Raw genomic sequence first — 25358 nt, forward strand, 5'->3', positions numbered from 1 at the left:
GCGTCACGCCAGTTCCGCCAGGAACCGGTGCATCCGGTCGAGCGCGTCCGTCAGGCGGTCCGGTGGCTGGGTGAACGACAGCCGGACATGGCCCCTGCCGTGCCGGCCGTAGCTGCTGCCCGGCATGACGGCGACTCCCGTCTCGGCGAGCAGCCGCTGCGCGAAGACCACGTCCGGCAGGCCCGTGTCGCTGATGTCGGGGAACGCGTAGAAGGCGCCCATCGGCGGGGTGAGTCGCACCGAGGGCATGTCGAGCAGCCGGGTGACGGTGAGGTCACGACGGGCGCGGTACTCGGCGGCGTACCTCGCCGACCAGCTGGCCGTCTCGGGCGCGGTCAGCGCTGCGGGCAGCGCCCGCTGGACGAACGCCGGCATGCAGCAGTTCGTGTTGGTCATCAGGACCGCGAAGTCGGCGGCGAGGTGTGGGGGAGCCACCATGATCCCGGCCCGCCAGCCGCACATGGCATGGCTCTTCGACAGTGTCTCCGAGACGATGACGCGTTCCGGCGGCAGCTCGGCCAGCAGGGCGTCGGTGTCCACACCGGTCCAGTTCAACCCCCGGTACGCCTCGTCGCGCAGCACGTAGAAGGAGTGCCGCCGGACGAGGTCCGTCAGCTCCCGGGCGGTCTCCGGGAGCAGGACGGCTCCGGTGGGATTGTGTGGTGAGTTGACCACCAGCAGGCGGGTCCGGGCGGTGACCCGGGCGGCCAGTTCAGCGATGTCGGGGGCGAAGCCGGCCGTACCGCGGAGCGGATAACTGACGGGCACCCCGCCGGCGAGCCGCACCAGCTCGGCGTAGACCGGAAAGCCTGGATCCGGGAGCAGCACCTCGTCGCCGGGAGCGACGAGGGTCAGCAGGGCGAAGTGCAGGACCATGTTGCTGCCGGGCACGAGCAGCACCTGCTCGGCGGCCACCGGCATCCGCAGCAGCCGCGCGTAGTGTCCGGCGAGGTGCTGGCGTATCTCCGGGTCACCGGCCGGGGCCGTGTAGTGCGTCCAACCGTCACGCGCGCTGCTGACCATCGCCGACACGATGTGGGCCGCCGTCGGCAGGTCGGGCTCGCCGAGTTCGAGGTGGATGACGTCCCGGCCGGTGGCGGCCAGTTCGTCCGCCTGATGCTGCACCGCGAACGCCGAGTGCCGCAGCAGACTGCGCAGCGGAGGCTGCGCGGATACGACGCGGGACGCTGGCGGTGGAGTTGCCAGCGTACGCAGGGCCTCGGTCATTCCGGCTCGCCCAGCACCCGCTGTACCTCGGCGCGAATGCGTCCCTCGGTCGGCCACATCGTCTCTTCCAGTGGGGGAGCGGACGGCACCGGAACGTCGGGCTGGCACACGTACCCGATCCGCCCACCGGCCGCAGCCGCCACCCCGGGCTCGTCGAGCAGCCGGGACAGGATCTGCGCGGGCGCACCGGAGCGCGGGCCGTCGTCGACGAAGACCAGTCGCCCGGTACGGCGGACCGATGCGGCCAACGCCGCGGTGTCCAGCGGGACCAGCGTGCGGGGGTCGAGGACGTCACAGTGCACGCCGTCGGCGGCGAGCGCGTCGGCCGCGTCCGACGCGACCTTGACGGCGCCACCGATCGCCACGATCGTGGCCGCGTCGCCGTGACGCAGGTGCGCGGCCTCGCCGAAGCGCAGCGGAGCGGCGGCGAGCGCGGCACTCAGCCCCCGCTGACGGTTCAGCTCCGGTGCGACGAAGTACAGGACCGGGCCGGGCCACCGCGTCGCGCCGCGGAGCAACGCGCACGCGTCCCGCAACGAGCCGGGTACGACCACGGCGAGACCCGGTGTCTGCATGAAGATGCCGTACGGACACTGTTCGTTCTGCGGGCCGAGCTGCTGCCGCCCGCGGGTCGCCGACGTCACGATCATCGGCACCCGGTACTGGCCGCCGGAGAGATAGTGCATCCGGCCGGCGTGGTTGACCAGTTGGTCCATCACCAGCATGGCGAACGAGGCCCGGTTCAGGTCGACGATCGGCCGCAGGCCGCTCATTGCCGCGCCGACCGCCATGCCGGTCATCGCCTGTTCGGAGATCGCGCAGATGCGCACCCGGTCCGAGCCGAATCGTCGGCGCAGCGACGCCGGTGAGTTGGTGGCCAGGAACACCAGGTTCGGATCCCGGGTGAACTCCTCTTCGAGGACGAGATCCAGCAGACCGACTTCGTTCACGGTTCCTCCGCCCAGACATGCGTCGCCGCTTCCTCCGGTGCCGGCCATGGGGAGCTGCGGGCGGTTTCGACGGCGCGCTCGACCCGCTCGCGGGCTCGCTCCCAGATGGCCTCGACGTCCGCGTCCGACAGCCTGTCCCGCAGGGGTGGGCTCTGTCGTGCGGTGTCGATCGGATCCCGCGCCCGCCACGCCGCCATCTCGTCCGATGGCCGCACCTCCGGCGAAGGGCGCTCGAACTGCAGGTGGAACCGGGTCAGGTAGGTCCGCGCCTCGATGAACGTCGGGCCCCCGCCGCCCCGGGCGAGTCGCACGGCATCGTGGGCCGCCGTCGCGACCGCGGCCACGTCGTTGCCGTCGATCCCCACCGCGCGGACCCGGTGTGCCTCGGCCAGGCGTAGCAGTGACACCTCGGGATAGACCTCCTCGGTGCGGTTGCCGGCCTGGTACCCGTTGTGCTCGCACACGATCACCAGCGGCAGCCGTTGCACGGCGGCGATGGTGAGGGTCTCGTGCACCGCGCCGCTGCCCAGGGCGCCGTCACCGATGAACGCGACGCTGACCGCCGGCTCACCGCGTACCTGGGCGGCCATGGCGGCGCCGGCGGCGACGGGTACGCCGGCGCCGACGATGCCGCTGGACATCAGCAGATTGGTTCGGCTGTCACTGATCAGCGCGGCTGCCTTACCGCCACACAGCCCGGCGGCTCGGCCGAACAGCTCGGCGGTGAGGGCGTCGAGGTCCACCCCGCGGGCGATCGCGTGCCCGTGCCCCCGGTAGTGGCTGACCAGGGAGTCCGCCTGGGTCAGTGCCGCGCACACCCCGACGGCGATGGCCTCCTGGCCGACGTACGGATGCACCGGCCCGATCACCTCACCGGCGGTGCGCAGCTCCATCATCCGCTCCTCGAACACCCGGATCAGCACCATGCTGGCGAACATGGCGACCGGGTCCGGCGCGGCCGGTTCGGCGCTCCTGGCCGGGGCGACGGCCGTGGTCATGGGGTCTCCTCATCTCGGCTGTCGTGCGGAAGGTCAGGTCGTCGGGTGCTGATGATCAGGCCGGTGCCGGCCGGGATCGGCGCTGTGACGAGCCGGGGGTCGTCGGTCAGCGTCCGTTCCACCCGCAGCACCGCGGCGCGGTGTTCGGGGTCGGTGTAGCGCCCCAGGTCCATGTCGTCGACGACGAGCAACCCGCCGGGCGCCAGCGCGTCGATCGTCAGGTCGAGGCCGGTCCACTTGCCGGCGACGGCGTCGGCGAAGACGAGGTCGAACCGGCCCAGCGTGGGCAGCAACGCCTCGGCGTCACCCGTGTGGATCACGACGTTCGTCGGCCAGTCGTCGGCGCGCACGGCTGCGGCCAGGGACTCGTCCAGCTCGACCGTCTCCAGCCGGGCGTCGTCGCGCCGGTCGATCCCTTCGGCCAGCCACGCGGTGCCGACCCCCGTACCGGTGCCCAGTTCCAGGATCCGACCGTTGGGCGGGACCGCTGCCGCCAACGTCGCCAGCAGCGGACCCACCGGGTCTTCGCAGGCACCGTGGAAGCCGTGCTCGGACGCGCGGGCGAGGGCGCGGCGCACCCGGGGCGGCACCGCGGTGCGGGTCGTCATGGCGCCACCTCCGACGGGTCGGGACGGGATTTCGCGTGCCACTCGTCTCGTACCGGGGTGATGACCTCGGCCACCAGCCGGCGCAACAGGGTCGGCGACGCGTCGGGCGGCAGACTGAACACGACGTGCCGGGCCCCGGCGGCCACCAGCCGCGCCGTCCAGAACCGGGCCGCGAGCAGGTCCCCGGCGGCCACGTGCAGTTGCGCCGACAGTGTGATCTCGGCAGGGTCGCGTCCGCTGTCGACACAGTGCTTGGCCAGCACGTCCCGGCCCTGACGCAGGGTGCTGACCTGGCCGTCGGCCACGTTCCAGACGTCTGCGTGCCGGGCCACGACCTTCAGGGCGCGCGGTCCGGAGGCCCCGAGGACGAAGCGGGGCCGGATGCTCGGGCGCGGATTGAGACCGGCGCCCTCCACCTGGTAGTACCGGCCGGCGAAGTGGACGGTGTCCTCGGTGCAGAGCCGGTGCACGACGGTGCATGCCTCGTCCCAACGGGCGAGCCGTTCCGCCGGAGCGGGCAGGGGTATGCCGAGCCGCCGGCATTCCTCGGCGTGCCAGCCCGCACCGAAGCCGAACTCGACCCGCCCGGCGGAGACGTGGTCGACGGTGGCGAGCATGTGCGCCAGCACGGCGGGATGCCGGTAGACGTTCCCGGTGACGAGGACGCCGATCCGTAGTCGTGCGGTCTGGGTCGCCAGGGCGGCCAGCAGGGTCCACGCTTCCAGGCAGCTGCCGTCGGGCGCGGCGTTCACCGGCTGGAAGTGGTCGTAGAGCCAGGCGTCCCGCCATTCGCCGTCGGCGTCGGCGGCGGACCAGAGCCGTTGCAGTTGCGACCAGCTGATGAGCTGCTGTGCGACCTTGAAGCCGAAATTCAGCTGGGCGGCCGTCACGGCGTACGCCATCGCGTACGGATGGTGGACCGACTCATCGAGTGCTCCTGTCCCGCGGTCGAGGCGCACGGCACACCCCACCAGCCGGCACGAATATGGCAGAACCAGACGGCGGCAGGCCGTTCCCGACGGCGGTCGCGGTGTCATTCCCGTGTCGTGGCGACCGACGACGCGAATTGTTAACTTAGCGTCAGTTCAGTTCGCACAACATTGTCGTCAGGGCACGCGTCAACGCACCTGACGTCACTTCTGCGCAGTTGCTGACCAAGCCCTCGATGCGGTCGCCAATTGTGGTGCGACGGCATGGGCGTACGCGATGTGTGCTATTTGAATCCCCCGTTGAACGACCGGTGTGGTGTCGCCTGAAGAAGGTGGCCACCTGTCTCTGTTGAGCCTCCGGTGTGACGCCGTGACAGTCGGTCGTGACGCCTCGATGATGGAACCGTGGCTAGCGCCGGGTCGTCAACCAGCATCCCGCGCAGTGAGAAGCGCCTATCTCGACAACGGCCCGGGACCACGGAAAACCATAGTGGACCATCCCGCTGCCTTGACGGGATGGCTATTGTCGTCCGGGAGCCCGCGCGCCGGCCGGTCCGCACTGCGGCCGGCGACACTTTACGAATCCAGCCGCTATCATCGGACGTCGCGCGCGCTTTGCCAGATCGCTTTCACGCCGACGGGGGAACGAAGGCGCATGATCAACAATGCTCGGTCGCGCAATACCACCGCGGTGCTCGACGAGGGCGCCGGCCCACCGTCGCGCAGCCGACTGTCGGACGCGGACCTGTCCGCCATGCTGCTCATTCGGCACTTCGAGAAAAGTTTGCTCAAACTCTTCGAGCAGGGATTCCTGCACGGCACGACACACACCTGTCTCGGGCAGGAGTACGTGCCCGTGGCGTTGACGTCCCTGCTGCGCGACGACGACCACATCTTCAGCAACCACCGGGGCCACGGCCACTACCTGGCCAGATTCGCGGACCCCGAGGGCCTGCTCGCCGAGTTGCTCGGTCGCGCCGGTGCTGTCTGCGGCGGTGTCGGCGGCAGCCAGCACCTGCTCCGCGAACGGTTCCTCTCCACCGGCGTGCAGGGGCAGAGCCTGCCGGTGGCCGCGGGCGTGGCGTTGCACCTCAAGCGGTCCACCCCGGGAGCGCTCGCCTGCGTCTACACCGGTGACGGCACCTGGGGCGAGGGTGTGGTCTACGAAGCTCTGAACATCGCCGCCCGGTGGGAGTTGCCGCTGCTCGTCGTCACGGAGAACAACGGCATCGCCCAGTCGACGCCGACCGTGCAGCAGATGGCGGGCGACATCGGTGGCCGGGCGGCGGCCTTCGGCATCGCGTACGAGCGGTTCACCGACACCGACGTGAACCGGCTGCGAGCGGCCCTGCGGCCGCTGGTGGAGCAGGTGCGCCACGCGTCACGGCCGTTCGTCGTCGAGTTCGTCACCCATCGCCTCGGCCCGCACAGCAAGGGCGACGACTCCCGCTCGCCGGCCGAGTTGCGTGCGGTCCGCGCGGCGGACTGGGCGACCGGGTACGCGGCCGGGCACCCTGAGCAGTTCGATCGGATCGACGCGGAGCAGTCGCGGCGGGTCGAACGGATCGTCGCCGAGGTGCTGGCCCGGCCGCTGACGGCGTGGAGCCCACGGTGACCGCCCCCCGGGTGGCCGGCGATCTCAATACCGCGTTGCACCGGCTGTTCGCCGAGGACGAGCGGGCCATGCTGCTCGGCGAGGACGTCTGCGATCCGTACGGTGGTGCCTTCAAAGTCACCCGGGGGCTCTCCACCCGGTATCCCCACCGGGTCCGCAACACACCGATCAGCGAGGGTGCGCTGGTGGGTGTCGCCAGCGGGCTGGCCCTGGCCGGCGACACCGCCATCGCGGAGATCATGTTCGCCGACTTCGTCACGCTCGCCTTCGACCAGTTGGTCAACTTCGCCAGCAAGTCGACCGCCATGTACGGCCGTCGCCTGCCCCTGCGCCTGGTGGTGCGTTGCCCGACCGGTGGGAATCGCGGGTACGGGCCGACCCACAGCCAGACCCCGCAGAAACATCTCGTCGGCGTACCCGGGCTGGCGCTCTACGAGGTGTCGCCGTTGCACGACAACCACACGCTGCTCACCCGGATGCTCGATGACGGGGTGCCCGCCGTGCTGTTCGAGGGCAAGGTCCTCTACGGCGAACGCATGTTCACCGACGGCATGGTGGACGACCTCTTCGGCTACGAGCTCACCGACGGCGTGGCCCGGATCCGCCTGCACGACCCGGTACCGCCGGACTGCGTGCTCATCACCTCCGGCGCGCTGGTGCACCGCGCCGTCGAGGCGCTGCGTGAGCTGCTTCTGCACGACGAGATCGTGGCCGAGCTGCTTGTCGTGTCCCGGCTCTACCCGGTGGACCGGGCGCCCCTGCTGAGCTTGACGGGGCCGGCGCGGCGGGTGGCGGTGATCGAGGAGAGCACCGCCGGCGGTACGTGGGGCGCCGAGGTCGCAGCGGCTCTGCATCCATCCCTGTGGGGCACCCTGGCCGCACCGATCCGCCTGATCCACTCGCTCGACAGCATCATTCCCGCCGCAGCCCACCTGGAACGACAGGTGCTGGTGCAGAGCGGCACGATCCGGCACGCCGTCAAGGAGCTGGTCAATGGCTGATATCCGAATCCCCCGGCTCAACACCAACGACGCCTCGTACGTGCTGGTCGAATGGTTGGTCGACGACGGCGCGACGGTGCAGAGCGGCGCGACGGTGGCGACGGTCGAGACGTCGAAGGCCCTGGAGGACCTGGTGTCCGAGCACACCGGGGTGCTGAGCCGCCGACTGCCGGCCGGCGCCGACTGCCGGCCGGGTCAGGTCGTGGCGGTACTGACGCCGCCGTCGCAGGCGCCGCCGCCGGTTGCCGGCCCGGACCGCGAGGAGGCCGACCGTACGCCGCAAGCCCCACGGGTCGCGCCCGCTGCCCTGGTGATCACGGAACCGGCGCGGGCCCTCATGCGGGAACACGGCATCGACGAACAGGATCTGGCCATGCTGGGCCGCGCGCTGATCCGTCGCAGTGACGTGGCGGCTCTGCTGGCCGGTCCGGTCGTGCCGCCGCTCGACGCAGCGGAGGTCACCGCGGTTTCGCAGGAGGACGGCCATGCCCGGCCCACCCGCTGACCACGGCCCGGATCAGCCGTTCCCCGGCTGGGAGAGCGTGCAGGCCAACCTGGCCGGAGCGCACCTCGCCGGCGCCGTCTGCGCCGAGCTGGATCGCCGCACCTTCCTGCACCCCGGTCCGCCGCTGGACATCGCCGACGCGCCGGCGCCGATGCGGTCGGCCATCGTGGGCGCACTGCTTCTCGAAGAAGAGGCCGACAGCCCCGCCGCCGCCGAGCGGCTGATCGACCGCCGCGAGGTGCGGCTGCTGCCGTCGGTCGATGTGGGTGCCGTGGTGCCGATGACGGGGGTGCTGTCGCCGTCCATGCCGGTCGTGGTCGTGGCGGACGCCGACGGGCGGCAGGCGTTCGGTCCGCTGGAGAACGGCGCTGGCGCGTGCCTGCGCTTCGGCTGTCACGAGCAGCAGGTACTCGACCAGATCCGGTGGATCGGCCAGGTCGTCGTACCGGTGCTCGACCAGGTCGCCCGGCTGACACCGATCAACGTGACCCGCATCATGGCCGAGTCCCTGCGCCGTGGCGACGAGTGCCATGCCCGCACCGTAGCGGGCAGCTCCCTGCTACTGACCCAGGTCTTCGCCACCCTACTGGGTCGCCAGATGTCCGGCCCGGACGTGGCCCGCGTGGCCCGTTGGTGCCGCGCCAACCTGCACCTGTTCGGGGCGTTCGCCACACCCGCGGCTCGCCTGCTCGCCGACACCGCACACGGCCATGATCGCAGTCCGATCGTGACCGCGCTGGCCTCCAACGGGAACGAGTTCGGCGTCCGGGTCAGCGGTACCGGCGACCGGTGGTTCGTCACCGAGGCGCCGGTGGGCGAGGTCGTGCTCTTCGACGGGTACCGCCCGGCGGACGCCCACCCGATCGCGGGTGACTCCTTCGTCATGGAGGTCGTGGGTCTCGGCGCCGTGGCGCTTGCCGCCAGCCCCGTGGTCGCCGCGCAGCTTGGTTGGTCGGCGGCGGACGTCGCGCGGCACACCGCCCGGATGCGCGAGATCACCGTCGAGCCGGGGGACCGGTTCAGGCTGCCCGGCGACGATTTCCGGGGCGTCGCCACCGGCATCGATGTGCATCGGGCGGCGCGTGCCGGCTTTGGTCCGTCGGTAAACACCGGCATCGTGCACCGACGGCCCGGCGTCGGCCAGATCGGTGGCGGCATCGCGGACCTGCCGACCGCACCGTTCCGCGAGGCTGCGGCCGTGCTCGGTGCGGCCAGGGGAGTGCCGTCATCGGTTTGGCGTTGAGGTCGGTCGGGGTGAGGCTGCTCAGTCGAGCTGGGCGCGAGCAACCCAGTGATGGTCCCGGGGCGGGCAGAGGCGCTCGGGCGGCGCGGGCAGCCACGAGCACTCGCCCGCGTAGAGCTGCCGCAGCGTGTATGCCTCCGCCGTCCAGCCCTGGTGGCGCAGGAAGTCGCCGAGGTCGTCGAAGCCGAGTTGGAACGCGGATCCCCGTGACGTCATGAAGGCCAGAAACGTCTCGTTGGCCGGATCGGTGTAGTAGTCGGTGTGCGGCGCGTCGACAAGCAGTACCGAACCGCGCGTCGACATCTTCCGCACGGTCCCGATCAGCCGGGTGAAATCCTCGATCTCGAGGTAGGGAAGCAGCCCTTCGATGATCCAGACCGTGGGTTCGGCCGGTTCGTAGCCGGTTGCCCGCAACTGCTGCGGCCACGTGTCATGCCGAAGATCGGCGCCGAGGGAGGCCCGACGGCAGACGAGCCGGTCCCGGACCGGCTCCAACATCCGCTCCTTGGTCTCCAACTGGCCCGGCAGGTCGACCTCGAAGAACCGGGTACGCGAGGGAAGATCCAGTCGCCATGCCCGGGTGTCACTGCCGGCCGCCAGGCAGACCACCTGGGTTATGCCAGCGTCGGCCGCCGCTTGAAGCGCGATGTCACCGAACCGGGCTCGGACGATCACGGACCCGACGGTGCCGCCGGCGGCCAGCGCCGCCTCCGTCATCTTCCGGGACACCGGGGTGCTCAACAGCCTGGCGTACCGGTCCACCAGGTAGGCGTCGGGGCGGTCGTGCTCCATGGCTCTGATGACGGCGGTGATGAAGCCGGTCTCCTTCACCGCCCTGGACTCGTCGTTGCGCCCGGCGAGGTCCGCCGCCCCCGTGCTGGTACCCGCGCTCTTGCCGGGCTGCCGAGCTACGCCCAGCGACGGTCGGGAGTTGACCCAGTCCTGATCGAACCTGCCGGTCCGGGCATAGCTGCGGGAGATTTCCGCGAGTTCCGCCTCGCTGAAGACCTCCCGCACATCCGTGAACCCGTGCGGTGCCCGCTGGTGGGCGAGCGTGATCACCTTCTCGGGCCCCAGGGAGCGGTTCGCGTGCTGCAACTCGGTCATCTGCGGGCGGCGTTCGTCCTCGTAGGCGCGCAGGGCGCTGCCCAGATCGGCGTGGGTCGCCAGGTGCCACGACAACACCCGGGCGTCGACGATGGCCTGGGTGGCCCCGTTGGACCCGGCCGGATACATGGCGTGGGCGGCGTCGCCCACAAGCGTCACGTCGTTGAAGCTCCAGCGCGGGATCGGGTCTCTGTCGATCATCGGGTACCGCTGGACGTCCGCCGTGTCGTCGAGCAGGCGGGGCAGGTCCACTCCCGGCGGCGCCCAGCTGCCGAACTGGCGCAGTACGGCTGCCCGCCGCTCGGCGGCGTCCGTGCGATCGTGCGGCGGCAACGGGTCGGCCTCGTCGTCAGGGAAGGCGGCGACCCAGTTGATCAGGGACTTGTTCGTGGCGTTGTCCCTGTCGATGGGATACAGCACGAGTCGCCGCCGGTCGTCACCGAGCACCGCCATCGTGCTGCCCGTCAGGAAGTGGCGGCCCCAGGCGGTCCCTCGGTACATCGTCATGCCGTTGGCCGGGGGCGGTCCCTCGGCCGGGTAGAACGTCGCCCGGACAGCGGAGTGAATGCCGTCCGCGCCGATGAGAAGCCCGGTGTCGACCGTACGCGTGGTGCCGTCCCGGTCCATGAAGGTCCCGTACGTCCGACCCGGCTCGCTGTGCAGGCCGACGAGCCGTGCGTCGGTGACGATGGCCCTGTCACCCAGGCGCAGTCGTACCGCGTCGGCCAGAACCGTCACGAGCCGGGCACGGGAGATCGAAAGCTGCGGCCATCGGTAACCCGCCTGAGTGCCGCGATCCTCGCGCCACACGAGATCCCCACGGGTGTTGTACATCGCCAGTTCCCGGGTGCGGACCGCGTGCTGCTGCAACTCGTCGAGCAGCCCGAGTTCGGCGAGTTCCCGCACGGCGTTGGGCAGAATGTTGAGCCCGAGCCCGTGTGGACGCAGGTCCGGCTCCGCCTCGAAGACCGTGACCCGGTCGAAGCCCGCCGCGTGCAGGCTGAGCGCGGTGGCCAGCCCCGCGACCCCGGCCCCCACTATCGTGATCTCCATCGTCAGCGTCCTACCTTCCGGGTACGTCACGGCAGTTGGACCCGCTGCGCAGCGGTGGCGTTGAGCAGGGCGCGGTTCTGTCTTGTCAGGGCGAGGATCTCCTCTAGGAGCCCCACACTCCCGCCGCCACTGCCCAGTTCATACAGTCGGAGTTCCTCCTGATAGGCGCGTCGCGCCATCACCAGATGCTTTCCGCGGAACGACGTGAGGGTCTGCAGGGCTCGCCGCAGGCTCCTCGCACTGGCCTCGACGATCTCGTCCGCGGACCGTGCGCCGGCGGTTCCGAGGGCCGCGACGACGCGGGACGTGATGGATGGCGTGTTCGCCCACTCCGCGTACCGCTCCCGCCACTGCGGCAGGGTCTGCGCTGACACCTCACGGCAGAACTGCAGATATCCCGGGCTTCCTCGGTCCGAAGCCCACAGGAGCAGGTCGATGAGAAAGATCGGAATGTGGGCCGCCGCCGGTCCCATGTAGGCGCGGCCGGCGACGCGGACGTCCTCGTAGAACGGTCTGAGCACCCGCGCGAAGAACTCGGGGGTGACGCTCGCCTGGATACCGCTCATGACCGTGTCCGCCACCGCGATCTGCGCGGCGAGCGACGCGATCCGCTCCGCGTGGACGGGCGCGGCCGGGTCCTCCTGCATCAGCGAGCGTCCGACATCGACCGCGTGGGCGAGGTTCGGCACGCAGGTGCGTACCGCGTTGATCAGGCTGCGTTCCATCGGGTGCCCCGTGTAGAGCCGTTCCCGCTCACCCGTCGGATTCCACGACGTGTAGTGGTACACCGTGTCCCGCGGAATCATCCCGGTACGCTGGCCCAGCAGCTGGAATGACCTGGTCGCGCCCGGCACGGCGTCGAAGGCGGACACCCCGTGCCGTTGCAGGCTGCCGAGATACATGCCGAGATCACGCATGGCGGCGAGACACTCCGCGGTGGTGAAGGCCGCGATGCTCTCCGCCGGGGGAAGCGCAGCGCCGAGCACCCGTGCCAACGCGGCGACATCGGCGGCCCTGTTCAACCTGGGCAACATCCGAAGCTCGCTGTCCAACCGCAACGGGTCGAGCCTTCTGACCTGCTCGTTGTGCTCCTCGGAGATCACATCCACATTTGCGCTGCGGTGCACGTGAATCCTTCCCCCACGCGGATCCAGGCGATGTCCCTGATTCGAGCAGGAAGGCGTCGTGCCGTACGAATACCTGACAGAGCCCTGACAGATAGCCGTGCCCGTGCGGCGGTGGCCGAGGGGCCGGGCGGAGTCAGGCGTGCAGGGTGGGGCGGTAGGTGAGTTCCTGGGCGCGGCCGTCGAGGGTCCGGCTTTCGAGCAGTTCCAGGTCGAAGTCGGCCGCGCCCTGGAAGACGGGTTCCGTGCCGGTCTGGCCCGTGATCACCGGGAAGACGGTCACCTGGACGCGGTCGACCAGGCCGGCGGCCATCAGCGCACGGTTCATCGACAGGCTGCCGTGCGACCGCAGGGGTACGTCGGACTCCTCCTTCAGCCGGGCGACGACGTCGACGGCGTCGCCGCGCGCGATTGTCGCGTCCGGCCAGTCGAGGGGAGCTTCGAGGGTGTTCGACACCACCGTCGCCGGGAGGTTCCGCATCCGGGTGACCCAGGCGTCGCGTACCTCGGACTCCTCGGTGCTCTCGGCCAGCAGCTGCGCGAACACCCGGTACGTGTCGGCGCCGAAGACCATGCGCTGCTCCGCGCGGTACGCGGCGAGGCGGTGCGCGAGCAGCTCCGGGCCCTGCTTGCCCCAGTAGCCGCCCCAGTCGCCGCTGTGGGTGCCGTAGCCGTCGAGGCTGGCGAAGACGTCGAAGGTGTAGGTGACGGTCATGAGGTTCTCCTCGTCCGGGTGAGTTCGGTGTGACGACGTTGCAGGAAGGCGCGTTCGGTCTCGTTGGTGGCCAGTGCCATGGCCTCGTGGTAGGCGGCCCGGGCCTCCGTGTCGCGGCCGAGCCGGGCCAGCAGTTCGGCGCGGGTGGCGGGCAGCCGGTGGTAGCCGGGGAGGTCGATGTCCGCCAACGCGGCGAGGGCCACCGCCGGGCCGTGTACCTCCGCCACCGCGACCGCACGGTTGAGCGCGACGACCGGGTTCGGTGCCAGCGCGAGCAGTTGGTCGTACAGTGCCAGGACCTGTGGCCAGTCGGTGGCGGCGCCGTCGGTGTGCACCGCGCTGATCGCGGCCTGGATCTGGTACGGCCCGGGCCGGTTGCGCCGCAGGCAGCGGCGGACCAGGTCGTGGCCTTCGGCGATGAGGGCCCGGTCCCACAACGACCGGTCCTGATCGGGGAGCGGGACGAGTTCCCCGCCCGGGCCGAGCCGGGCCGGGCGGCGTGCCTCGGTCAGCAGCAGCAGGGCGAGCAGGCCGAGCACCTCGGGCTCGTCGGGCATCAACGCGGCGAGTTCGCGGGCGAGCCGGATCGCCTCGGCGCACAGGTCCGTCCTGATCAGCGGCCCCGCGGTGGACGTGTAGCCCTCGTTGAACATCAGGTAGAGCACGGTGAGCACGGGCGGTAACCGGTCCGGCAGCTCGTGTTCGGCGGGTACCCGGTACGGGATGCCGGCGTCGCGGATCTTCTTCTTGGCGCGCACGATCCGCTGGGCGACGGTGGCCTCCTGGATCAGGTAGGCCCGGGCGATCTCCGGCACGTCGAGGCCACCGAGGAGCCGGAGCGTAAGGGCGGTACGCGCGTCGGGGGCGAGGGCCGGGTGGCAGCAGGTGAAGATGAGTCGCAGTTGGTCGTCCTGCACCGGTCCCACCTCCTGGGGTTCGTCCGGTTGGTGCAGTAGCAGGGCTTCGGCGTGCCGGGCCTCGCGGGTGGTCTCCCGGCGGAGCCGGTCGACGGCCCGGTTCCGGGCGGTGGTCACGATCCAGGCGCCGGGGTTCGGCGGCAGCGTCTGCCACTTCTGCAGCGCCGTGGTGAAGGCGTCCTGCACCGCCTCCTCGGCGAGGTGGATGTCGCCGAGGAGGCGGGCCAGGGTGGCGACGCAGCGGCCGTACTCCGCGCGGTAGACGTTCGCCAGGTCCATGTCGGGTGACCGGCTCCGGTTCAGGCCTGGGACAGGTCGTCGAAGGGGCGCACCTCGACCGGGCCGCAGGCCGCGGCGCACTTCTCGGCCCAGGCGAGAGCCTCGTCCAGGTCGGCGCACTTGATGACCCAGAAGCCGGCGATGTGTTCCTTCGTCTCGGCGAACGGCCCGTCGCTCATGGTGGTGGCGCCGTTCTCGATCCGCACGACGGTGGCGCTGTCGGGCGACCGGAGCCCTCCGCCGAAGACCCAGGCGCCGGCGGCCTGCATCTCGTCGTTGACCCGGCCGGTCTCCCTGAACATGGTCTGCATCTCCTCGTCGGACGGCTCTGGTGCGCCCTCGACGAAGTGCACGGACAGCAGGTACTGCTTCATGACGATCCTCCGGTAACTCGATGGGTGGGCTCAGGCGGCCAGGCGGCGCGCGACAGCGGGGATCACGATCGCGGCCGCGACCAGGTGGGTGAGCATCAGCAACGCCTTGGTGGCCGGGCCGGCGTCGACGACCACATCCGGCACCAGCGACAGCACGGTCAGCACCACTGTCGTACGGACGAAGGTGCGCCGCGGACGTCGGGCGAGGCGGGACAGCAGCGCGGCGATGACCACGCCGATCAGCGAGAAGAAGGCGGTCAGCACACCGAAGCCGGCGACCGGGATCGGGGGCTGCGCCGATGTCGAGACTGACACCGGCCGCGTGGCCGGCGGCGGCGACGGCCATCGTGGCGGCGCTGGCGGCAGCCGTCGCGACAACGCCGGTTCCGATCAGCGCACCGGTGGCCGGCAGGGTGGCGCGGGTGGTGTTCGTGGTGGTGCTCATCGTGCCCTCCAGCAGGCGTATCGTCCGGCTCGGTGCCGGGCTCTCACCAGAGCTACGAAGAGGACCCACCCCGATCGACAGGCACGCCAAGATTTTTTGCGGAAGTTCAGTCCGGCGCGGGCTGCGGCCGGGCTTTCTGCGGATAGAACGTCTCGTGGCGGGCCAGCATGGCGACGAACTCGCCGATCTTTCGTTCCCGGGTCTGGGCTCGCTTCACGGCGTTGAGGCGGTGGATGAGAGCGAACCGGTTGGTCTTGGTGAGCACGTCGAACATGGCCTGGGCGGCGGGCTCGGCCGCGATGGCGGCGAGGAGGTCGGCCGGCACCTCGGCTTCCGACGGTGGGGCGTACGCGGCCGCCCATCGGCCGTCCGCCTTCGCGGCCTGCACGGCGGCGCGGCCCGATGGCAGCATCCGCCCCTGCGCCTCCAGCCGGGCGACGTGGGCCACGTTGCGCTGGGACCAGGAACTGCGGGGTCGGCGAGGGGTGTACCGGATCCAGGAGGTCTCGTGATCCCGTTTGCGGGCCTGCCCGTCGATCCAACCGAAACACAGGGCCTCGTCGACCGCCTGCTGCCAGGTCAGGGTGGTGACCGAGCCGCCCTTCTTGGTGAGGGCGAGCCAGACGCCGGGCGACGTGGCGTGGTTGACCGACAACCAGGCACGCAGGGCGTCGGCGTCCGCGACGATCAACTCATCCAGCTCAGCGCTCGCCATGACGGCAGACTAGTGCGGTACCCGGACATGTTGGCCGTGTCGCTGCCCGGACCGGCGAACCTGGTCGGGCGCCGCAGCCTCGGCAGGTGACAGTGATCGGGCGGGTAGCGTCGGCAGCATGTCGTTGGAGGCCGTCGGGGCGCTGCGGGAGCCGGTGCGCCGGGCGGTGTACGAGTACGTTGTCGCGCAGGCGGAACCGGTGAGCCGTAACGAGGTCGCCGAGGCGGTGGGCGTCGGCCGTACCCTGGCGGCCTTCCATCTGGACAAGCTGGCCGAGGCCGGACTGCTGGAGACGTCCTACGCGCCGCGCAGTGGCGGGCCGGGTGCGGGACGGCCGGCCAAGCTGTACCGGCGGTCGGCGGCCGAACACGCGGTGACGCTGCCGCCGCGCGACTATCGGCTGCTGGCCGATGTGCTGGCGAGTGCGGTCGAGCGATCCGGTGTGGAGCCGGCGGTCCACTCGGCAGCGCGTGAGCTGGGCGCGAAGCTCGCCGGTGGCGGGGTGTTCGAACGACTGGGGACGCTCGGCTACGAGCCGTTCGAGGATGTCGACCAGACGATCCGGCTGCGTAACTGTCCGTTCCACGCTCTGGCCCAGGCGTATCCCGCACTGGTCTGCGGTTTGAACCTGGCACTGCTCGACGGTCTGGTCGGCGACCGTGGCTGGGACGTCCGGCTCGACCCCGGGCCGACCGGGTGCTGCGTCGTGCTCCAATCTAAAGACAATCAGGATTGACATAGAACGTAGGCTTGGCCGCATGGCCGACCATCACGTGGCGCAACTGAACATCGCCCGGCTCCGCGCACCCCTCGACAGCCCCGAGCTTGCCGATTTCGTGGCCCTGCTTCCCGAGGTCAACGAACTGGCCGAGCGCTCGCCCGGTTACGTGTGGCGACTGCAGGACGAGTCCGGTGACGCGACCGCCCTGCGACCCTTCGAACCGGACATCATCGTGAACCTGACAGTGTGGCAGTCGATCGAGTCGCTGCGCGGCTTCGTGTACCGGACCGCGCACCTGGAGCCGATGCGTCGGCGGCGGGAGTGGTTCACTCCGCTCGACCGCCCCCACCTCGTGCTGTGGTGGATTCCGGCCGGCGTCCTGCCGACCCTCACCGAGGCCGCCGAACGGCTGGAACTGCTGCGCCGTGGCCCGTCGCCGGAGGCGTTCACCCTTCGCGAGCCGTACCCCGCGCCCGGCGAGCGGGTCGCCTGAGCGGCCACGCCCCGTCATCGATCGACGTCCTCCCGGACTGGGCCGACCAGCATCTGGGCGCGATCGAGGCGGCACGCCGGGCGTACGACGACGCCGCTTCGGCCACCTGAAGCGCGGCCGTCGGGTGCCGCGCGACGTCGACCGGTGGCCAGGCCGGTCCGGTCTTCGATCGGGTGATCGGCGCGGGTAGCGTGAGGCGATGGAGGGCGCGGGGCCACGACGCGGCGCGGACCAGAACGTCGTGCGCGAGGTGAACCGGTCGCTCGTGCTCGCTGCCCTCAGGGCGGGCGGACGGATCTCGAGAGCCGGCATCGCGCGGGTCACCACGTTGGCCAAGCCGACCGTTTCCGCGATCGTCGACGAGTTGATCGCCGACGGCCTGGTCCGCGAGGTCGGCCGAGGGGCCACCTCGGTCGGTGGCGGCCGGCCGCCGATCCTGCTGGAGTTCAACGCCGCCTCGCATCTCGTCGTCGGCGCGCACATCGGCGCCCGGCGTACCACGGTGGCGGTCAGCGATGCCGACGGGCGCGAGCTGGGGCGTCGTGAGTTCGACACGCCGGCCGGCGCGCCCGAGGCGGTGCTGCGGGAGGTCGCGGCGCAGGCGACGGGCGTCGTCGGGGCAGCGGTACCGGGCGGACGAATCGCCGCGGTCGGTGTGGTGCTGCCCGGGCTCACCGACTTCCACCGCGCAGTCTGCCTGCTGGCGCCGAACCTCGGGTGGCGCGACGTACCCGTCGGCGAGGTGTTGACCGCCATCCTCGGCGTGCCGGTCTACCTGCACAACGCCGGTCAGGCAGCGGCGGTCGCGGAGCATCTCGAAGGCGTCGGCGCCAAGGTCGGGGACCTGGCGTTGCTGTACGTGGGTACCGGCCTGTCGGTGGCGGTGCTCTGCGCCGGCCAGGTGCTCTACGGCACCGGTGGCACGGCCGGCGAGATCGGACACTGCCGGATGCCGGGCGGTACCGTGCCGTGCAACTGCGGCAACGTGGGCTGCCTGGAGACGCTGGCGTCCGGGCCGGCGCTGGTCCGGCTCGCGCGGGAGGCGCTCGCGGCGGGCCGGGGGTCGGTGCTGAACGGCGGGTTCGACGTACGGGACGTGGCTGCCGCGGCCCGCTGCGGTGACGTCGTGGCGACCGACGCGGTGGCGGAGGTGGGCCGCAACCTGGGCCTGGCCGCGTCGTGGGTCATCAACGCGTACAACCCGGCGATGCTGGTTCTCGGTGGCGGCCTCGCCGCGATCTCCGATCTGCTGCTGCCCCACCTCCGGGCGACGACGACGCAGTACGCGCTCGGTCCCGCCCGACGTGCTGTGGAGATCCAGGTTTCCACTCTCGGCCGGGACGCGGAGGTACGCGGTGCGGTGCTGCTCGCGTTGCAGCACTCCACAACGTACGACCGGGTGGTTCTCCGGTCGTGAGGTCGCGGACCGGCAGCGCCCCGACCACTTAGGAAGGGCATTGAACTAACTGGTTCCCGGCCGTAGAGTCGGGCGCGACAGCATCGCCCGAGTGCCTTGACACGCCGGCACCGGACCCTGTGGAGCGTGCGATGACACTGGTAGCCGGGGTCGACTCGTCCACCCAGTCGACGAAGGTGGTGGTGTGCGACGCGGACACCGGCGAGGTGCTCCGCGAGGGCCGCGCCCCGCACCCCGACGGGACGGAGGTCGACCCGCACCTGTGGTGGACCGCCTTCGAGCGGGCCAGCGCCGGGCTGCTGGACGGCGTGGCCGCGATCGGCGTCGGCGGGCAGCAGCAGGGCATGATCTGCCTCGACGAGGCTGGCGAGGTGGTGCGTCCCGCCTTGCTGTGGAACGACACCCGCTCGGCGCGCGCCGCGGTCGACCTCACCGGCGAATTCGGTGGCCCGCAGGCGTGGGCCGACGCGGTCGGGCTGGTGCCGGTGGCCAGCTTCACGGTCACCAAACTGCGCTGGTTCGCTCGCGCCGAGCCGGAACTCGCGGCCCGGACCGATACGGTGCTGTTGCCGCACGACTGGCTCACCCATCGATTGCGCGCGGGCGGGGGAGAGCCGACGACGGATCGCGGCGAGGCCTCCGGCACCGGGTACTGGTCGCCGGCGACCGGGGAGTACCGGCGGGACCTGGTGCGGCTCGCCTTCGGTCGGGACGTGGCACTGCCCCGGGTCGCCGGCCCTGCCGAGACGGTAGGCGAGACCGCGTCCGGTGCGATACTCGCCGCCGGCACCGGCGACACCATGGGCGCGGCACTCGGCGTCGGCCTGAGACCCGGCGACGTGGTGGTGTCGCTGGGCACCTCGGGATGCGCGTTCGGGCTGAGTGAGGTCCCGACCGTCGACCCGAGCGGGTTGGTGGCCGGCTACGCCGACGCGACAGGTCGGTTCCTGCCGCTGGTGTGCACGCTCAACGCGGCAAGGGTGCTGGTCGCGGTCGCCGATCTGCTGGGCCGGTCGCTGGCCGAACTCGACGAGTTGGCGCTCTCGGCGCCGCCCGGCGCGGACGGATTGACGCTCCTGCCGTACCTGGACGGGGAGCGCACCCCGAACCTGCCTGACGCCCGCGGTCTGCTCGCCGGGCTGACCCGCGCGAACGCGTCGGCGGCGAATCTGGCGCGGGCCGCTGTGGAGGGCATGCTCGGCGGTCTCGCCGACGCCCTCGACGCCCTCCGCGCCCAGGGCATCCCGGTCGTCCGGGTGCTGCTGGTCGGCGGCGCGGCCCGGTCGCGGGCGGTGCGGGCGGTCGCGCCGGCGTTGTTCGGCGCGCCGGTGAGCGTGCCGCGCCCTGGTGAGTACGTCGCGCTCGGCGCGGCACGTCAGGCGGCCTGGGCGTTGGCCGGTGGAGCCGAACCGCCACAGTGGCCGGTCGCTGCCGACGAGGTGGCCGCCGCCGGCACCCCGGACGTGCACGAGCGCTACGTCGACGTCCGTCAGCGGGCGCTTCCACTGCTCGCGGCGACGGAGGGCTGAGCGCTATTGCCAAAGATGTGCAGATGCATCTAGCTTGCATCTGTGGCCATCTCGTGGATTCGCGCCGCCGTCGGCGTGCCCGTTGCCCTCTCCGTGGCGCTCGTCAGCGGTTGCGGTGGCCCGCCCCGGGACGATGGTGCGCTGGGTGGCACCAGCATCGTCATCGGCGCGGCGTCGGAACCGGACAACCTCAACCCGGTACTCGGCTACGCACCCAACGGGGCGAGCAAGCTGTTCGACGGCCTGGTGGACCGGGACGCCGACCTGAGCCTGCGGCCGGCACTGGCAGCGGAGCTGCCCCGGGTCTCCACCGACGGCCTGACCTGGACCGCGGATCTGCGGCCCGGCGTCACCTTCTCCGACGGTCAGCCGGTCACCGCCGAGGACGTGGTCTTCACCTACGAGGCGGTGGTGGCGCCCGCGTCGCAGTCGCCCATCGCCGCGGACTACGAGGCGCTGGAATCGGTGCGCGCCGTCGACACCGACACTGTCGAGTTCCGGCTCAGGTACCCGTACCAGCCGTGGGCGCAGCGGCTGGCCCTGGGCATCGTGCCCAAGCAGGCGCTGGCCGGGCAGGACATCCGCGCGGCGAAGTTCAACCGGCACCCGGTCGGCACCGGTCCCTATCGGTTGGTGGACTGGCGGGCCGGCGAACGGATGGTCCTGACGGCGAACCCCGACTACTACCGGGGCGCCCCGCAGGTCACCGACGTGACGATCGTGTTCGCCGCCGACGACAACGTACGCGCGCAGCGGATGGCCGCCGGCGAGTTCGACGCCGCCGCGTTGCCACCGAAGCTCGCCAGGACCTACGAAGGCCGGCCCGGCTACCGGGTCGTCTCCAGCCGTAGCGCTGACTACCGTGGCATCGGGCTGCCCGTCGACCTGCCGATCACCGCGACGGCGCAGACCCGTCGCGCCGTCAACCTCGCCATCGACCGGCAGGCCATGGTGGACACCATCCTCGCCGGCCAGGGCACGCCGGCGAGCAGCCCGGTCGCGCCCGCGCTGGCGCAGTGGCACGTACCGAGTACGGCGTTCGCGTTCGACCGGGCGCAGGCCGCACGACTGCTCGACGAGGCCGGGTGGCGGCCGGGCCCGGACGGCGTACGGGTCAAGGACGGCGTGCGTGCCGAGTTGCCGGTCCTGTATCCCGGCGACGACGTGCTGCGCAAGGAGTTGGCGGTGGCTGCGGCCAGCGACATTTCCGAGATCGGGATCGAGGCCCGGGCGGAGAGCGCCACCTTCGAGCAGATGTTGCAACGGCGCACCAGCACCGCCGGACTCTGGGGCGGCGGCGACCCCTACGACCCGGACAGCGCCGCCTACACCCTGCTGCACTCGAAGTACGCCGACACCGGCGGCTATGTGAACATGACCCGCTACCGCAATGCCGAGGTGGACGCCGCGCTGGACCGCGGCCGGCAAGCCGGCGACGCCGACGCGCGGGTGGCGGCCTACCACGACTTCCAGCGCGCCTACGCCGACGATCCGGGATGGGCGTTCCTGGTCTTCCTGAACCACACGTACGTGTTGCGGGAGGGGTGGACGGGTCTGCGTGACCAGGTGGAACCGCACGACCATGGTCTGATCCACGGGCCTTGGTGGAACCTGGAGGAGTGGACTCCGGCCGCGGCGGCGGTCCGGTGACGGTCGCCGAGCCGACGAGCGCACCGCCGCGCCGGTCGCTGGCCGGGGCGCTGGGTCGGCTGGTCCTGCGCCGGCTGCTGCTCGCCGTCCCGGTGTTGGCTGCGGTCAGCGCCACCATCTTCGTCCTCGGCAAGGCATCGCCGTTCGACCCCGTCGCCTCGTACTTCGGTGTGCGGATTCTGCGTGCCTCCCCGGAGCAGGTGGCGCAGATCCGGCAGGACTGGGGCGCGGACGACCCGGCTCTGGTGCAGTACGGTCGGTGGCTGAAACACCTGCTCAGCGGCGACCTCGGCGACTCCCGCACGTTCGGGTTGCCGGTCGCCACCCTCATCGGTGACCGACTCGGCTGGTCCGCGCTACTGGCCGGCACGGGCCTGCTGCTGGCGTTGGCACTGGCACTGCTCGCCGGCACGGCGGCCGCGTGGCACCGGGGCGGGTGGTTCGACCGGGCGGTCTCCTCGGTGGCCTACACGCTGGAGGCGACGCCGGTGTTCTGGCTGGCCCTGGGCGCCCTGTCGCTGTTCGCCGTGCGACTGCGCTGGCTGCCGGCGGCTGGGCTGACCGACCCCGGCGCCGACATCTCCGCCGCGCAGGTCGCCGAACATCTGATTCTGCCCGCCGCAGTGCTGGGTGTGGCACAGGCGCCGTGGTTCCTGCTGTTCATCCGCGAGTCGGTGGCGCACGGGCTGACCCAGGACTACGTCCTCGGTGCCCGTGCCCGTGGTCTGGGGGAACGCACGGTGGTGTTGCGCCACGCGTTGCGCACCGGCCTGCTCCCGCTGATCACCCTGGTCGGCGCGCGGGTACCCGAACTGATCACCGGCGCGGTGCTCGTGGAGGCGGTGTTCTCCTGGCCCGGCGTCGCCGCCGCCACCGTCACCGCCGCGACCACCGTCGACTTCGCGCTGCTGGCGGCGCTGACCCTGCTCGGGACCGTCTCGGTGCTCGTGGGGAACCTGCTGGCTGACATCGGCTACTCGATCGCCGACCCCCGGGTGCGTGCCGATGGGTGAGCAGGCTATCGCGCCGCACTGGCGGCCCGCCGCCCGCCGCCGCGCCGGATCCGCCCGGCCCGGTCAGGCGTACCGGCGTCGGGCCCGGCTCCGGCTGGCCGTCTCGGTTGCGGTGCTCGCCACCCTGACCCTCACGGTCCTGATCGTCCCGCCCATCGTGGACCTCGACCAGCAGAGCGTCGACCTGCGGCAGGCCCTGCTGCCACCGTCGTTCGCCCACCCGTTCGGCACCGACGAGGTCGGTCGAGATGTCCTGCTGCGTTGCGTGTACGGGCTGCGCGTCTCCTTCATCGTCGGGCTGGTCGCTGCTGCGGTGTCCACCGTCATCGGCGTCGCCGTCGGCGCGGTGGCCGGTGCCTTCGGCGGCTGGGTCGATCGCATCCTGATGCGCGGCGTAGACGCGGTCGCCTCCGTACCGCATCTGCTGCTGGGTATCTTCATCGTGGCGATGTTCCAGCCCGGCCTGGTGCCGGTCATCGCGTCGATCGGGCTCACCCACTGGCTCGGCACCGCCCGCATCGTCCGATCGGAGATCCTGTCCCTGCGGGAACGACCGTTCGTCGACGCCGCGGTTGTCGGCGGTGCCTCCCGCTGGTACGTCATCCGGCGACACCTGCTGCCCAACGTCGCCGGGCATGCCGCCCTCGCCGCGACCCTCGTCGTGCCGCACGCGATCTGGCATGAGACCGCGCTGTCGTTTCTCGGCCTCGGACTGCCGGTCCACCTGGCCAGTCTCGGCAACATGCTCAACGACGGTCAGCAGTCCCTGCTCACCGGCGGCTGGTGGAACTCCTTCTTCCCTGGGCTGCTGCTGGTGGCGGCCGCGCTGGCCATCGCGGGGCTCGCCGGTTACGCCCGCGAGCGCACCGACCCGTATCGAAGTTCGGAGATGATCCGGTGACGGTCCTCGTCGACGTACGTGATCTGTCGGTGCGCTTCCGGCTGCCGCGCGGGACCACCGTGCGGGCGGTGAGCGGCGCGTCCTTCCAACTGCGGGCCGGGCGTTGCCTCGCGCTCGTCGGCGAGAGCGGCTGCGGCAAGTCCGTCCTGGTGGGTGCCCTGCTCGGTCTGCTGCCCGGCAACGCCGAGGTGGCTGGCACCGCTGCGCTTACCGACGGCGTCGGTCGGGTGGACCTGCTCACCGCCCCGGAACCGGTGCTGGCCCGGCAGATCCGTGGCCGGCGCATCGGTCTCGTGCCCCAGTCACCGACCGCTCACCTGACCCCCGTGCACACGGTGCGCCGTCACCTCACCGAAACCCTGGCCACACTGCGGCCGACGATCGGGCGGCCAACCCGGCGACGGCGACGGGCGGCGGACCTGGCCGCCGTCGAGGCCGGGGCACGGGTCGGCCTGCCCGCGAGCGCCCTGGATCATTACCCGCACGAGCTTTCCGGCGGCATGGCGCAACGTGCCGTCACCGCCCTCGCCCTGGCCGGCGATCCTGAGGTCCTGCTCGCCGACGAGCCCACCACCGGCCTGGACGCGCCTCTGGCCAGGCGGACGCTGGACGAGTTGCGGCATCTCGTCGACCTCGGGCATGCGGTTCTGTTGATCACTCACGACCTGGACGCCGCCGCCCGCATCGCCGACGACATCGCGGTCATGTACGCCAGTCGCATCGTCGAGACCGGGCCCGTCGAGACGGTGCTGCATCGGCCTCGGCACCCGTACACCGCTGGTCTGCTGGCCGCCCTGCCGCGCAACGGTTTTCACCCGATCCCTGGCCTGCCACCGCAGCTCGACTCGCTACCGGACGGCTGCGCGTTCGAGCCGCGCTGCCAGCGTGCCGGCGCCGAGTGTGCGCAGGTGCCGCCGGCGGCGACCGACGGTGGGCACCTGGTCGCCTGTCACCGGCCATGCTGACCGCTCGCGGGATCACCGCCGGCTGGACGCCGGGTCGGCCCGTCGTCCGAGGGGTCGACGTCGACCTCGAACCTGGCGAGGTGCTGGGGTTGCAGGGCCCGAGCGGCTGCGGCAAGTCCACCCTCGCCCGGGTGCTCGCCCTGTTGCACCGGCCCACGGCCGGTGTGGTGCGTATCGACGGCGATTCGGTGAGCGGACACCGGTACGCCGTTCCACGCGAGCTGAGAACCCGGATCGGCGTGCTGTTCCAGCAGCCGAGGATCTCCGTCGACCCCCGCCTGACGCTGCGTCAGATCATCGTGGAACCGCTGCGAGCCAACGGTCGGCGCGCCGAGGCGACCCAGCGGCTGTCCGAGCTGGCCGGGGCCGTCGGACTCACCGAGGACCTGCTCGACCGCCGTCCGCACGCGGTGAGCGACGGGCAACTGCAGCGGGCCTGTCTCGCTCGTGCTCTCGCGTTGCGGCCCAGGTATCTGATCTGCGACGAGATGACCGCCATGCTGGACGCTTCAACCACCGCCGCTCTCGTCCACGTGTTGAACGCGTACCGGGATCGGGAAGGCGCCGGAATCCTCGCCATCAGTCATGACGACGACCTGCTCGCTTATTGGACTGACCGTGTTCACCGGCTGCACGACCAACATTGACATTGCCGTCATCGCGCGTGATGTCGGGCGATTCTACTATACATGCCGCCGCAACTTGCTCACCATGTCATGATTCTGAAAGGTGGCTGGGGTATTAATTCTGCACATCCGTGACAAGGTGCTCGATGAATGTCTCGTCGAATGTCACACAGCATTGATCATGAGCTCGTCCAATGCACTCTGACCTGCTTATTCGTGGTCCCTGTAGGCTGCATTG

At 71.1% G+C, this 25358-nt stretch carries 25 protein-coding genes; 13 read left to right on the forward strand and 12 right to left on the reverse strand.

Annotated features, from left to right (window positions below; all coding sequences use genetic code 11):
• Positions 1-3: 3 nt before the first annotated feature.
• Genes O7624_RS27750 through O7624_RS27770 form a run of 5 tightly spaced genes read right to left on the reverse strand, consistent with a single transcriptional unit; the run spans position 4 to position 4685 of the window.
• The gene (locus O7624_RS27750; RefSeq protein ID WP_282237920.1) at positions 4-1227 is read right to left on the reverse strand and encodes a pyridoxal phosphate-dependent aminotransferase; all 1224 of its coding nucleotides are present in this window, start codon (positions 1225-1227) and stop codon (positions 4-6) included.
• Positions 1224-2177: a transketolase C-terminal domain-containing protein gene (locus O7624_RS27755; RefSeq protein ID WP_282237921.1), complete on the reverse strand. Its 954-nt coding sequence runs from the start codon at positions 2175-2177 to the stop codon at positions 1224-1226. The genes O7624_RS27750 and O7624_RS27755 overlap by 4 nt, the downstream gene beginning before the upstream one ends.
• Entirely contained in the window at positions 2174-3175 is a 1002-nt protein-coding gene (locus tag O7624_RS27760) for a thiamine pyrophosphate-dependent dehydrogenase E1 component subunit alpha (protein WP_282237922.1), read from the reverse strand. Before O7624_RS27760 ends, O7624_RS27755 begins: the two co-directional genes overlap by 4 nt.
• Positions 3172-3783: a class I SAM-dependent methyltransferase gene (locus O7624_RS27765; RefSeq protein WP_093408974.1), complete on the reverse strand. Its 612-nt coding sequence runs from the start codon at positions 3781-3783 to the stop codon at positions 3172-3174. Before O7624_RS27765 ends, O7624_RS27760 begins: the two co-directional genes overlap by 4 nt.
• Positions 3780-4685: an LLM class flavin-dependent oxidoreductase gene (locus O7624_RS27770; protein WP_282237923.1), complete on the reverse strand. Its 906-nt coding sequence runs from the start codon at positions 4683-4685 to the stop codon at positions 3780-3782. The genes O7624_RS27765 and O7624_RS27770 overlap by 4 nt, the downstream gene beginning before the upstream one ends.
• A 682-nt stretch (positions 4686-5367) precedes the next feature.
• Between O7624_RS27770 and O7624_RS27775 the strand changes: the two genes are divergently transcribed.
• Genes O7624_RS27775 through O7624_RS27790 form a run of 4 tightly spaced genes read left to right on the forward strand, consistent with a single transcriptional unit; the run spans position 5368 to position 9076 of the window.
• Positions 5368-6327, forward strand: coding sequence for a thiamine pyrophosphate-dependent dehydrogenase E1 component subunit alpha (locus O7624_RS27775; protein WP_282237924.1), 960 nt, complete (start codon positions 5368-5370; stop codon positions 6325-6327).
• On the forward strand, positions 6324-7328 hold the full coding sequence (locus tag O7624_RS27780; protein ID WP_282237925.1) for a transketolase C-terminal domain-containing protein: 1005 nt from the start codon (positions 6324-6326) through the stop codon (positions 7326-7328). The genes O7624_RS27775 and O7624_RS27780 overlap by 4 nt, the downstream gene beginning before the upstream one ends.
• Entirely contained in the window at positions 7321-7833 is a 513-nt protein-coding gene (locus O7624_RS27785) for a biotin/lipoyl-containing protein (RefSeq protein WP_282237926.1), read from the forward strand. Before O7624_RS27780 ends, O7624_RS27785 begins: the two co-directional genes overlap by 8 nt.
• Positions 7814-9076 (forward strand): DUF1116 domain-containing protein, encoded by a 1263-nt coding sequence (locus O7624_RS27790; RefSeq protein WP_282237927.1) that lies wholly within the window; start codon positions 7814-7816, stop codon positions 9074-9076. The genes O7624_RS27785 and O7624_RS27790 overlap by 20 nt, the downstream gene beginning before the upstream one ends.
• Before the next feature lie 21 nt (positions 9077-9097).
• Here O7624_RS27790 and O7624_RS27795 read toward each other — a convergent pair whose 3' ends face one another.
• From O7624_RS27795 to O7624_RS27825, 7 genes are all read right to left on the reverse strand, one after another.
• Positions 9098-11236 (reverse strand): SAM-dependent methyltransferase, encoded by a 2139-nt coding sequence (locus tag O7624_RS27795; RefSeq protein ID WP_282237928.1) that lies wholly within the window; start codon positions 11234-11236, stop codon positions 9098-9100.
• Positions 11237-11262: 26 nt separating this feature from the next.
• Entirely contained in the window at positions 11263-12363 is a 1101-nt protein-coding gene (locus O7624_RS27800; protein WP_282237929.1) for a monodechloroaminopyrrolnitrin synthase PrnB family protein, read from the reverse strand.
• Between the two features lie 133 nt (positions 12364-12496).
• Positions 12497-13075, reverse strand: a complete 579-nt coding sequence (locus O7624_RS27805; protein ID WP_282237930.1) for a dihydrofolate reductase family protein — start codon at positions 13073-13075, stop codon at positions 12497-12499.
• Positions 13072-14271 (reverse strand): RNA polymerase sigma factor, encoded by a 1200-nt coding sequence (locus O7624_RS27810; protein WP_282237931.1) that lies wholly within the window; start codon positions 14269-14271, stop codon positions 13072-13074. Before O7624_RS27810 ends, O7624_RS27805 begins: the two co-directional genes overlap by 4 nt.
• 20 nt (positions 14272-14291) lie before the next feature.
• The gene (locus tag O7624_RS27815) at positions 14292-14645 is read right to left on the reverse strand and encodes a YciI family protein (protein WP_282237932.1); all 354 of its coding nucleotides are present in this window, start codon (positions 14643-14645) and stop codon (positions 14292-14294) included.
• 30 nt (positions 14646-14675) lie between these two features.
• Entirely contained in the window at positions 14676-14960 is a 285-nt protein-coding gene (locus O7624_RS27820; RefSeq protein WP_282237933.1) for a DUF6069 family protein, read from the reverse strand.
• A 236-nt stretch (positions 14961-15196) separates the two neighbouring features.
• Positions 15197-15805, reverse strand: a complete 609-nt coding sequence (locus tag O7624_RS27825; RefSeq protein WP_282237934.1) for a YdeI/OmpD-associated family protein — start codon at positions 15803-15805, stop codon at positions 15197-15199.
• Between the two features lie 118 nt (positions 15806-15923).
• On the opposite strand from O7624_RS27825, the gene O7624_RS27830 reads away from it, so the two are divergent.
• From O7624_RS27830 to O7624_RS27870, 9 genes are all read left to right on the forward strand, one after another.
• Positions 15924-16541 carry a helix-turn-helix domain-containing protein gene (locus O7624_RS27830; protein WP_282237935.1) on the forward strand — a complete coding sequence of 206 codons (618 nt, stop codon included), beginning with the start codon at positions 15924-15926 and terminating at the stop codon, positions 16539-16541.
• 22 nt (positions 16542-16563) lie between these two features.
• Positions 16564-17019 (forward strand): DUF3291 domain-containing protein, encoded by a 456-nt coding sequence (locus tag O7624_RS27835; RefSeq protein WP_282237936.1) that lies wholly within the window; start codon positions 16564-16566, stop codon positions 17017-17019.
• A 199-nt stretch (positions 17020-17218) separates the two neighbouring features.
• On the forward strand, positions 17219-18436 hold the full coding sequence (locus O7624_RS27840) for an ROK family transcriptional regulator (RefSeq protein ID WP_282237937.1): 1218 nt from the start codon (positions 17219-17221) through the stop codon (positions 18434-18436).
• A gap of 131 nt (positions 18437-18567) precedes the next feature.
• Complete coding sequence (xylB, locus tag O7624_RS27845) at positions 18568-19965, forward strand: xylulokinase (RefSeq protein WP_282237938.1); 1398 nt, start codon at positions 18568-18570, stop codon at positions 19963-19965.
• A gap of 42 nt (positions 19966-20007) precedes the next feature.
• A complete protein-coding gene (locus tag O7624_RS27850) occupies positions 20008-21615 on the forward strand; it encodes an ABC transporter substrate-binding protein (protein WP_282237939.1) in 1608 nt (535 codons plus the stop codon).
• A complete protein-coding gene (locus O7624_RS27855; protein ID WP_282237940.1) occupies positions 21585-22628 on the forward strand; it encodes an ABC transporter permease in 1044 nt (347 codons plus the stop codon). The genes O7624_RS27850 and O7624_RS27855 overlap by 31 nt, the downstream gene beginning before the upstream one ends.
• Entirely contained in the window at positions 22621-23529 is a 909-nt protein-coding gene (locus tag O7624_RS27860) for an ABC transporter permease (RefSeq protein WP_282237941.1), read from the forward strand. Before O7624_RS27855 ends, O7624_RS27860 begins: the two co-directional genes overlap by 8 nt.
• Positions 23526-24494: an ABC transporter ATP-binding protein gene (locus tag O7624_RS27865; protein ID WP_282237942.1), complete on the forward strand. Its 969-nt coding sequence runs from the start codon at positions 23526-23528 to the stop codon at positions 24492-24494. Before O7624_RS27860 ends, O7624_RS27865 begins: the two co-directional genes overlap by 4 nt.
• Positions 24488-25141 (forward strand): ATP-binding cassette domain-containing protein, encoded by a 654-nt coding sequence (locus O7624_RS27870; protein WP_282237943.1) that lies wholly within the window; start codon positions 24488-24490, stop codon positions 25139-25141. The genes O7624_RS27865 and O7624_RS27870 overlap by 7 nt, the downstream gene beginning before the upstream one ends.
• Positions 25142-25358 lie beyond the last annotated feature (217 nt).

Source organism: Verrucosispora sp. WMMD1129 (assembly GCF_029581255.1).
GTDB lineage: Bacteria > Actinomycetota > Actinomycetes > Mycobacteriales > Micromonosporaceae > Micromonospora > Micromonospora sediminimaris.

What these genes read in the sequence shown, in the direction of transcription:
- O7624_RS27770 (WP_282237923.1), bottom strand. Translation starts at nt 4,685, where the DNA reads ATGGCGTACGCCGTGACGGCCGCCCAGCTGAATTTCGGCTTCAAGGTC.
- O7624_RS27765 (WP_093408974.1), bottom strand. Translation starts at nt 3,783, where the DNA reads ATGACGACCCGCACCGCGGTGCCGCCCCGGGTGCGCCGCGCCCTCGCC.
- O7624_RS27860 (WP_282237941.1), top strand. Translation starts at nt 22,621, where the DNA reads ATGGGTGAGCAGGCTATCGCGCCGCACTGGCGGCCCGCCGCCCGCCGC.
- O7624_RS27835 (WP_282237936.1), top strand. Translation starts at nt 16,564, where the DNA reads ATGGCCGACCATCACGTGGCGCAACTGAACATCGCCCGGCTCCGCGCA.
- xylB (WP_282237938.1), top strand. Translation starts at nt 18,568, where the DNA reads ATGACACTGGTAGCCGGGGTCGACTCGTCCACCCAGTCGACGAAGGTG.
- O7624_RS27840 (WP_282237937.1), top strand. Translation starts at nt 17,219, where the DNA reads ATGGAGGGCGCGGGGCCACGACGCGGCGCGGACCAGAACGTCGTGCGC.
- O7624_RS27830 (WP_282237935.1), top strand. Translation starts at nt 15,924, where the DNA reads ATGTCGTTGGAGGCCGTCGGGGCGCTGCGGGAGCCGGTGCGCCGGGCG.
- O7624_RS27750 (WP_282237920.1), bottom strand. Translation starts at nt 1,227, where the DNA reads ATGACCGAGGCCCTGCGTACGCTGGCAACTCCACCGCCAGCGTCCCGC.
- O7624_RS27825 (WP_282237934.1), bottom strand. Translation starts at nt 15,805, where the DNA reads ATGGCGAGCGCTGAGCTGGATGAGTTGATCGTCGCGGACGCCGACGCC.
- O7624_RS27805 (WP_282237930.1), bottom strand. Translation starts at nt 13,075, where the DNA reads ATGACCGTCACCTACACCTTCGACGTCTTCGCCAGCCTCGACGGCTAC.
- O7624_RS27810 (WP_282237931.1), bottom strand. Translation starts at nt 14,271, where the DNA reads ATGGACCTGGCGAACGTCTACCGCGCGGAGTACGGCCGCTGCGTCGCC.
- O7624_RS27795 (WP_282237928.1), bottom strand. Translation starts at nt 11,236, where the DNA reads ATGGAGATCACGATAGTGGGGGCCGGGGTCGCGGGGCTGGCCACCGCG.
- O7624_RS27870 (WP_282237943.1), top strand. Translation starts at nt 24,488, where the DNA reads ATGCTGACCGCTCGCGGGATCACCGCCGGCTGGACGCCGGGTCGGCCC.
- O7624_RS27785 (WP_282237926.1), top strand. Translation starts at nt 7,321, where the DNA reads ATGGCTGATATCCGAATCCCCCGGCTCAACACCAACGACGCCTCGTAC.
- O7624_RS27815 (WP_282237932.1), bottom strand. Translation starts at nt 14,645, where the DNA reads ATGAAGCAGTACCTGCTGTCCGTGCACTTCGTCGAGGGCGCACCAGAG.
- O7624_RS27760 (WP_282237922.1), bottom strand. Translation starts at nt 3,175, where the DNA reads ATGACCACGGCCGTCGCCCCGGCCAGGAGCGCCGAACCGGCCGCGCCG.
- O7624_RS27775 (WP_282237924.1), top strand. Translation starts at nt 5,368, where the DNA reads ATGATCAACAATGCTCGGTCGCGCAATACCACCGCGGTGCTCGACGAG.
- O7624_RS27790 (WP_282237927.1), top strand. Translation starts at nt 7,814, where the DNA reads ATGCCCGGCCCACCCGCTGACCACGGCCCGGATCAGCCGTTCCCCGGC.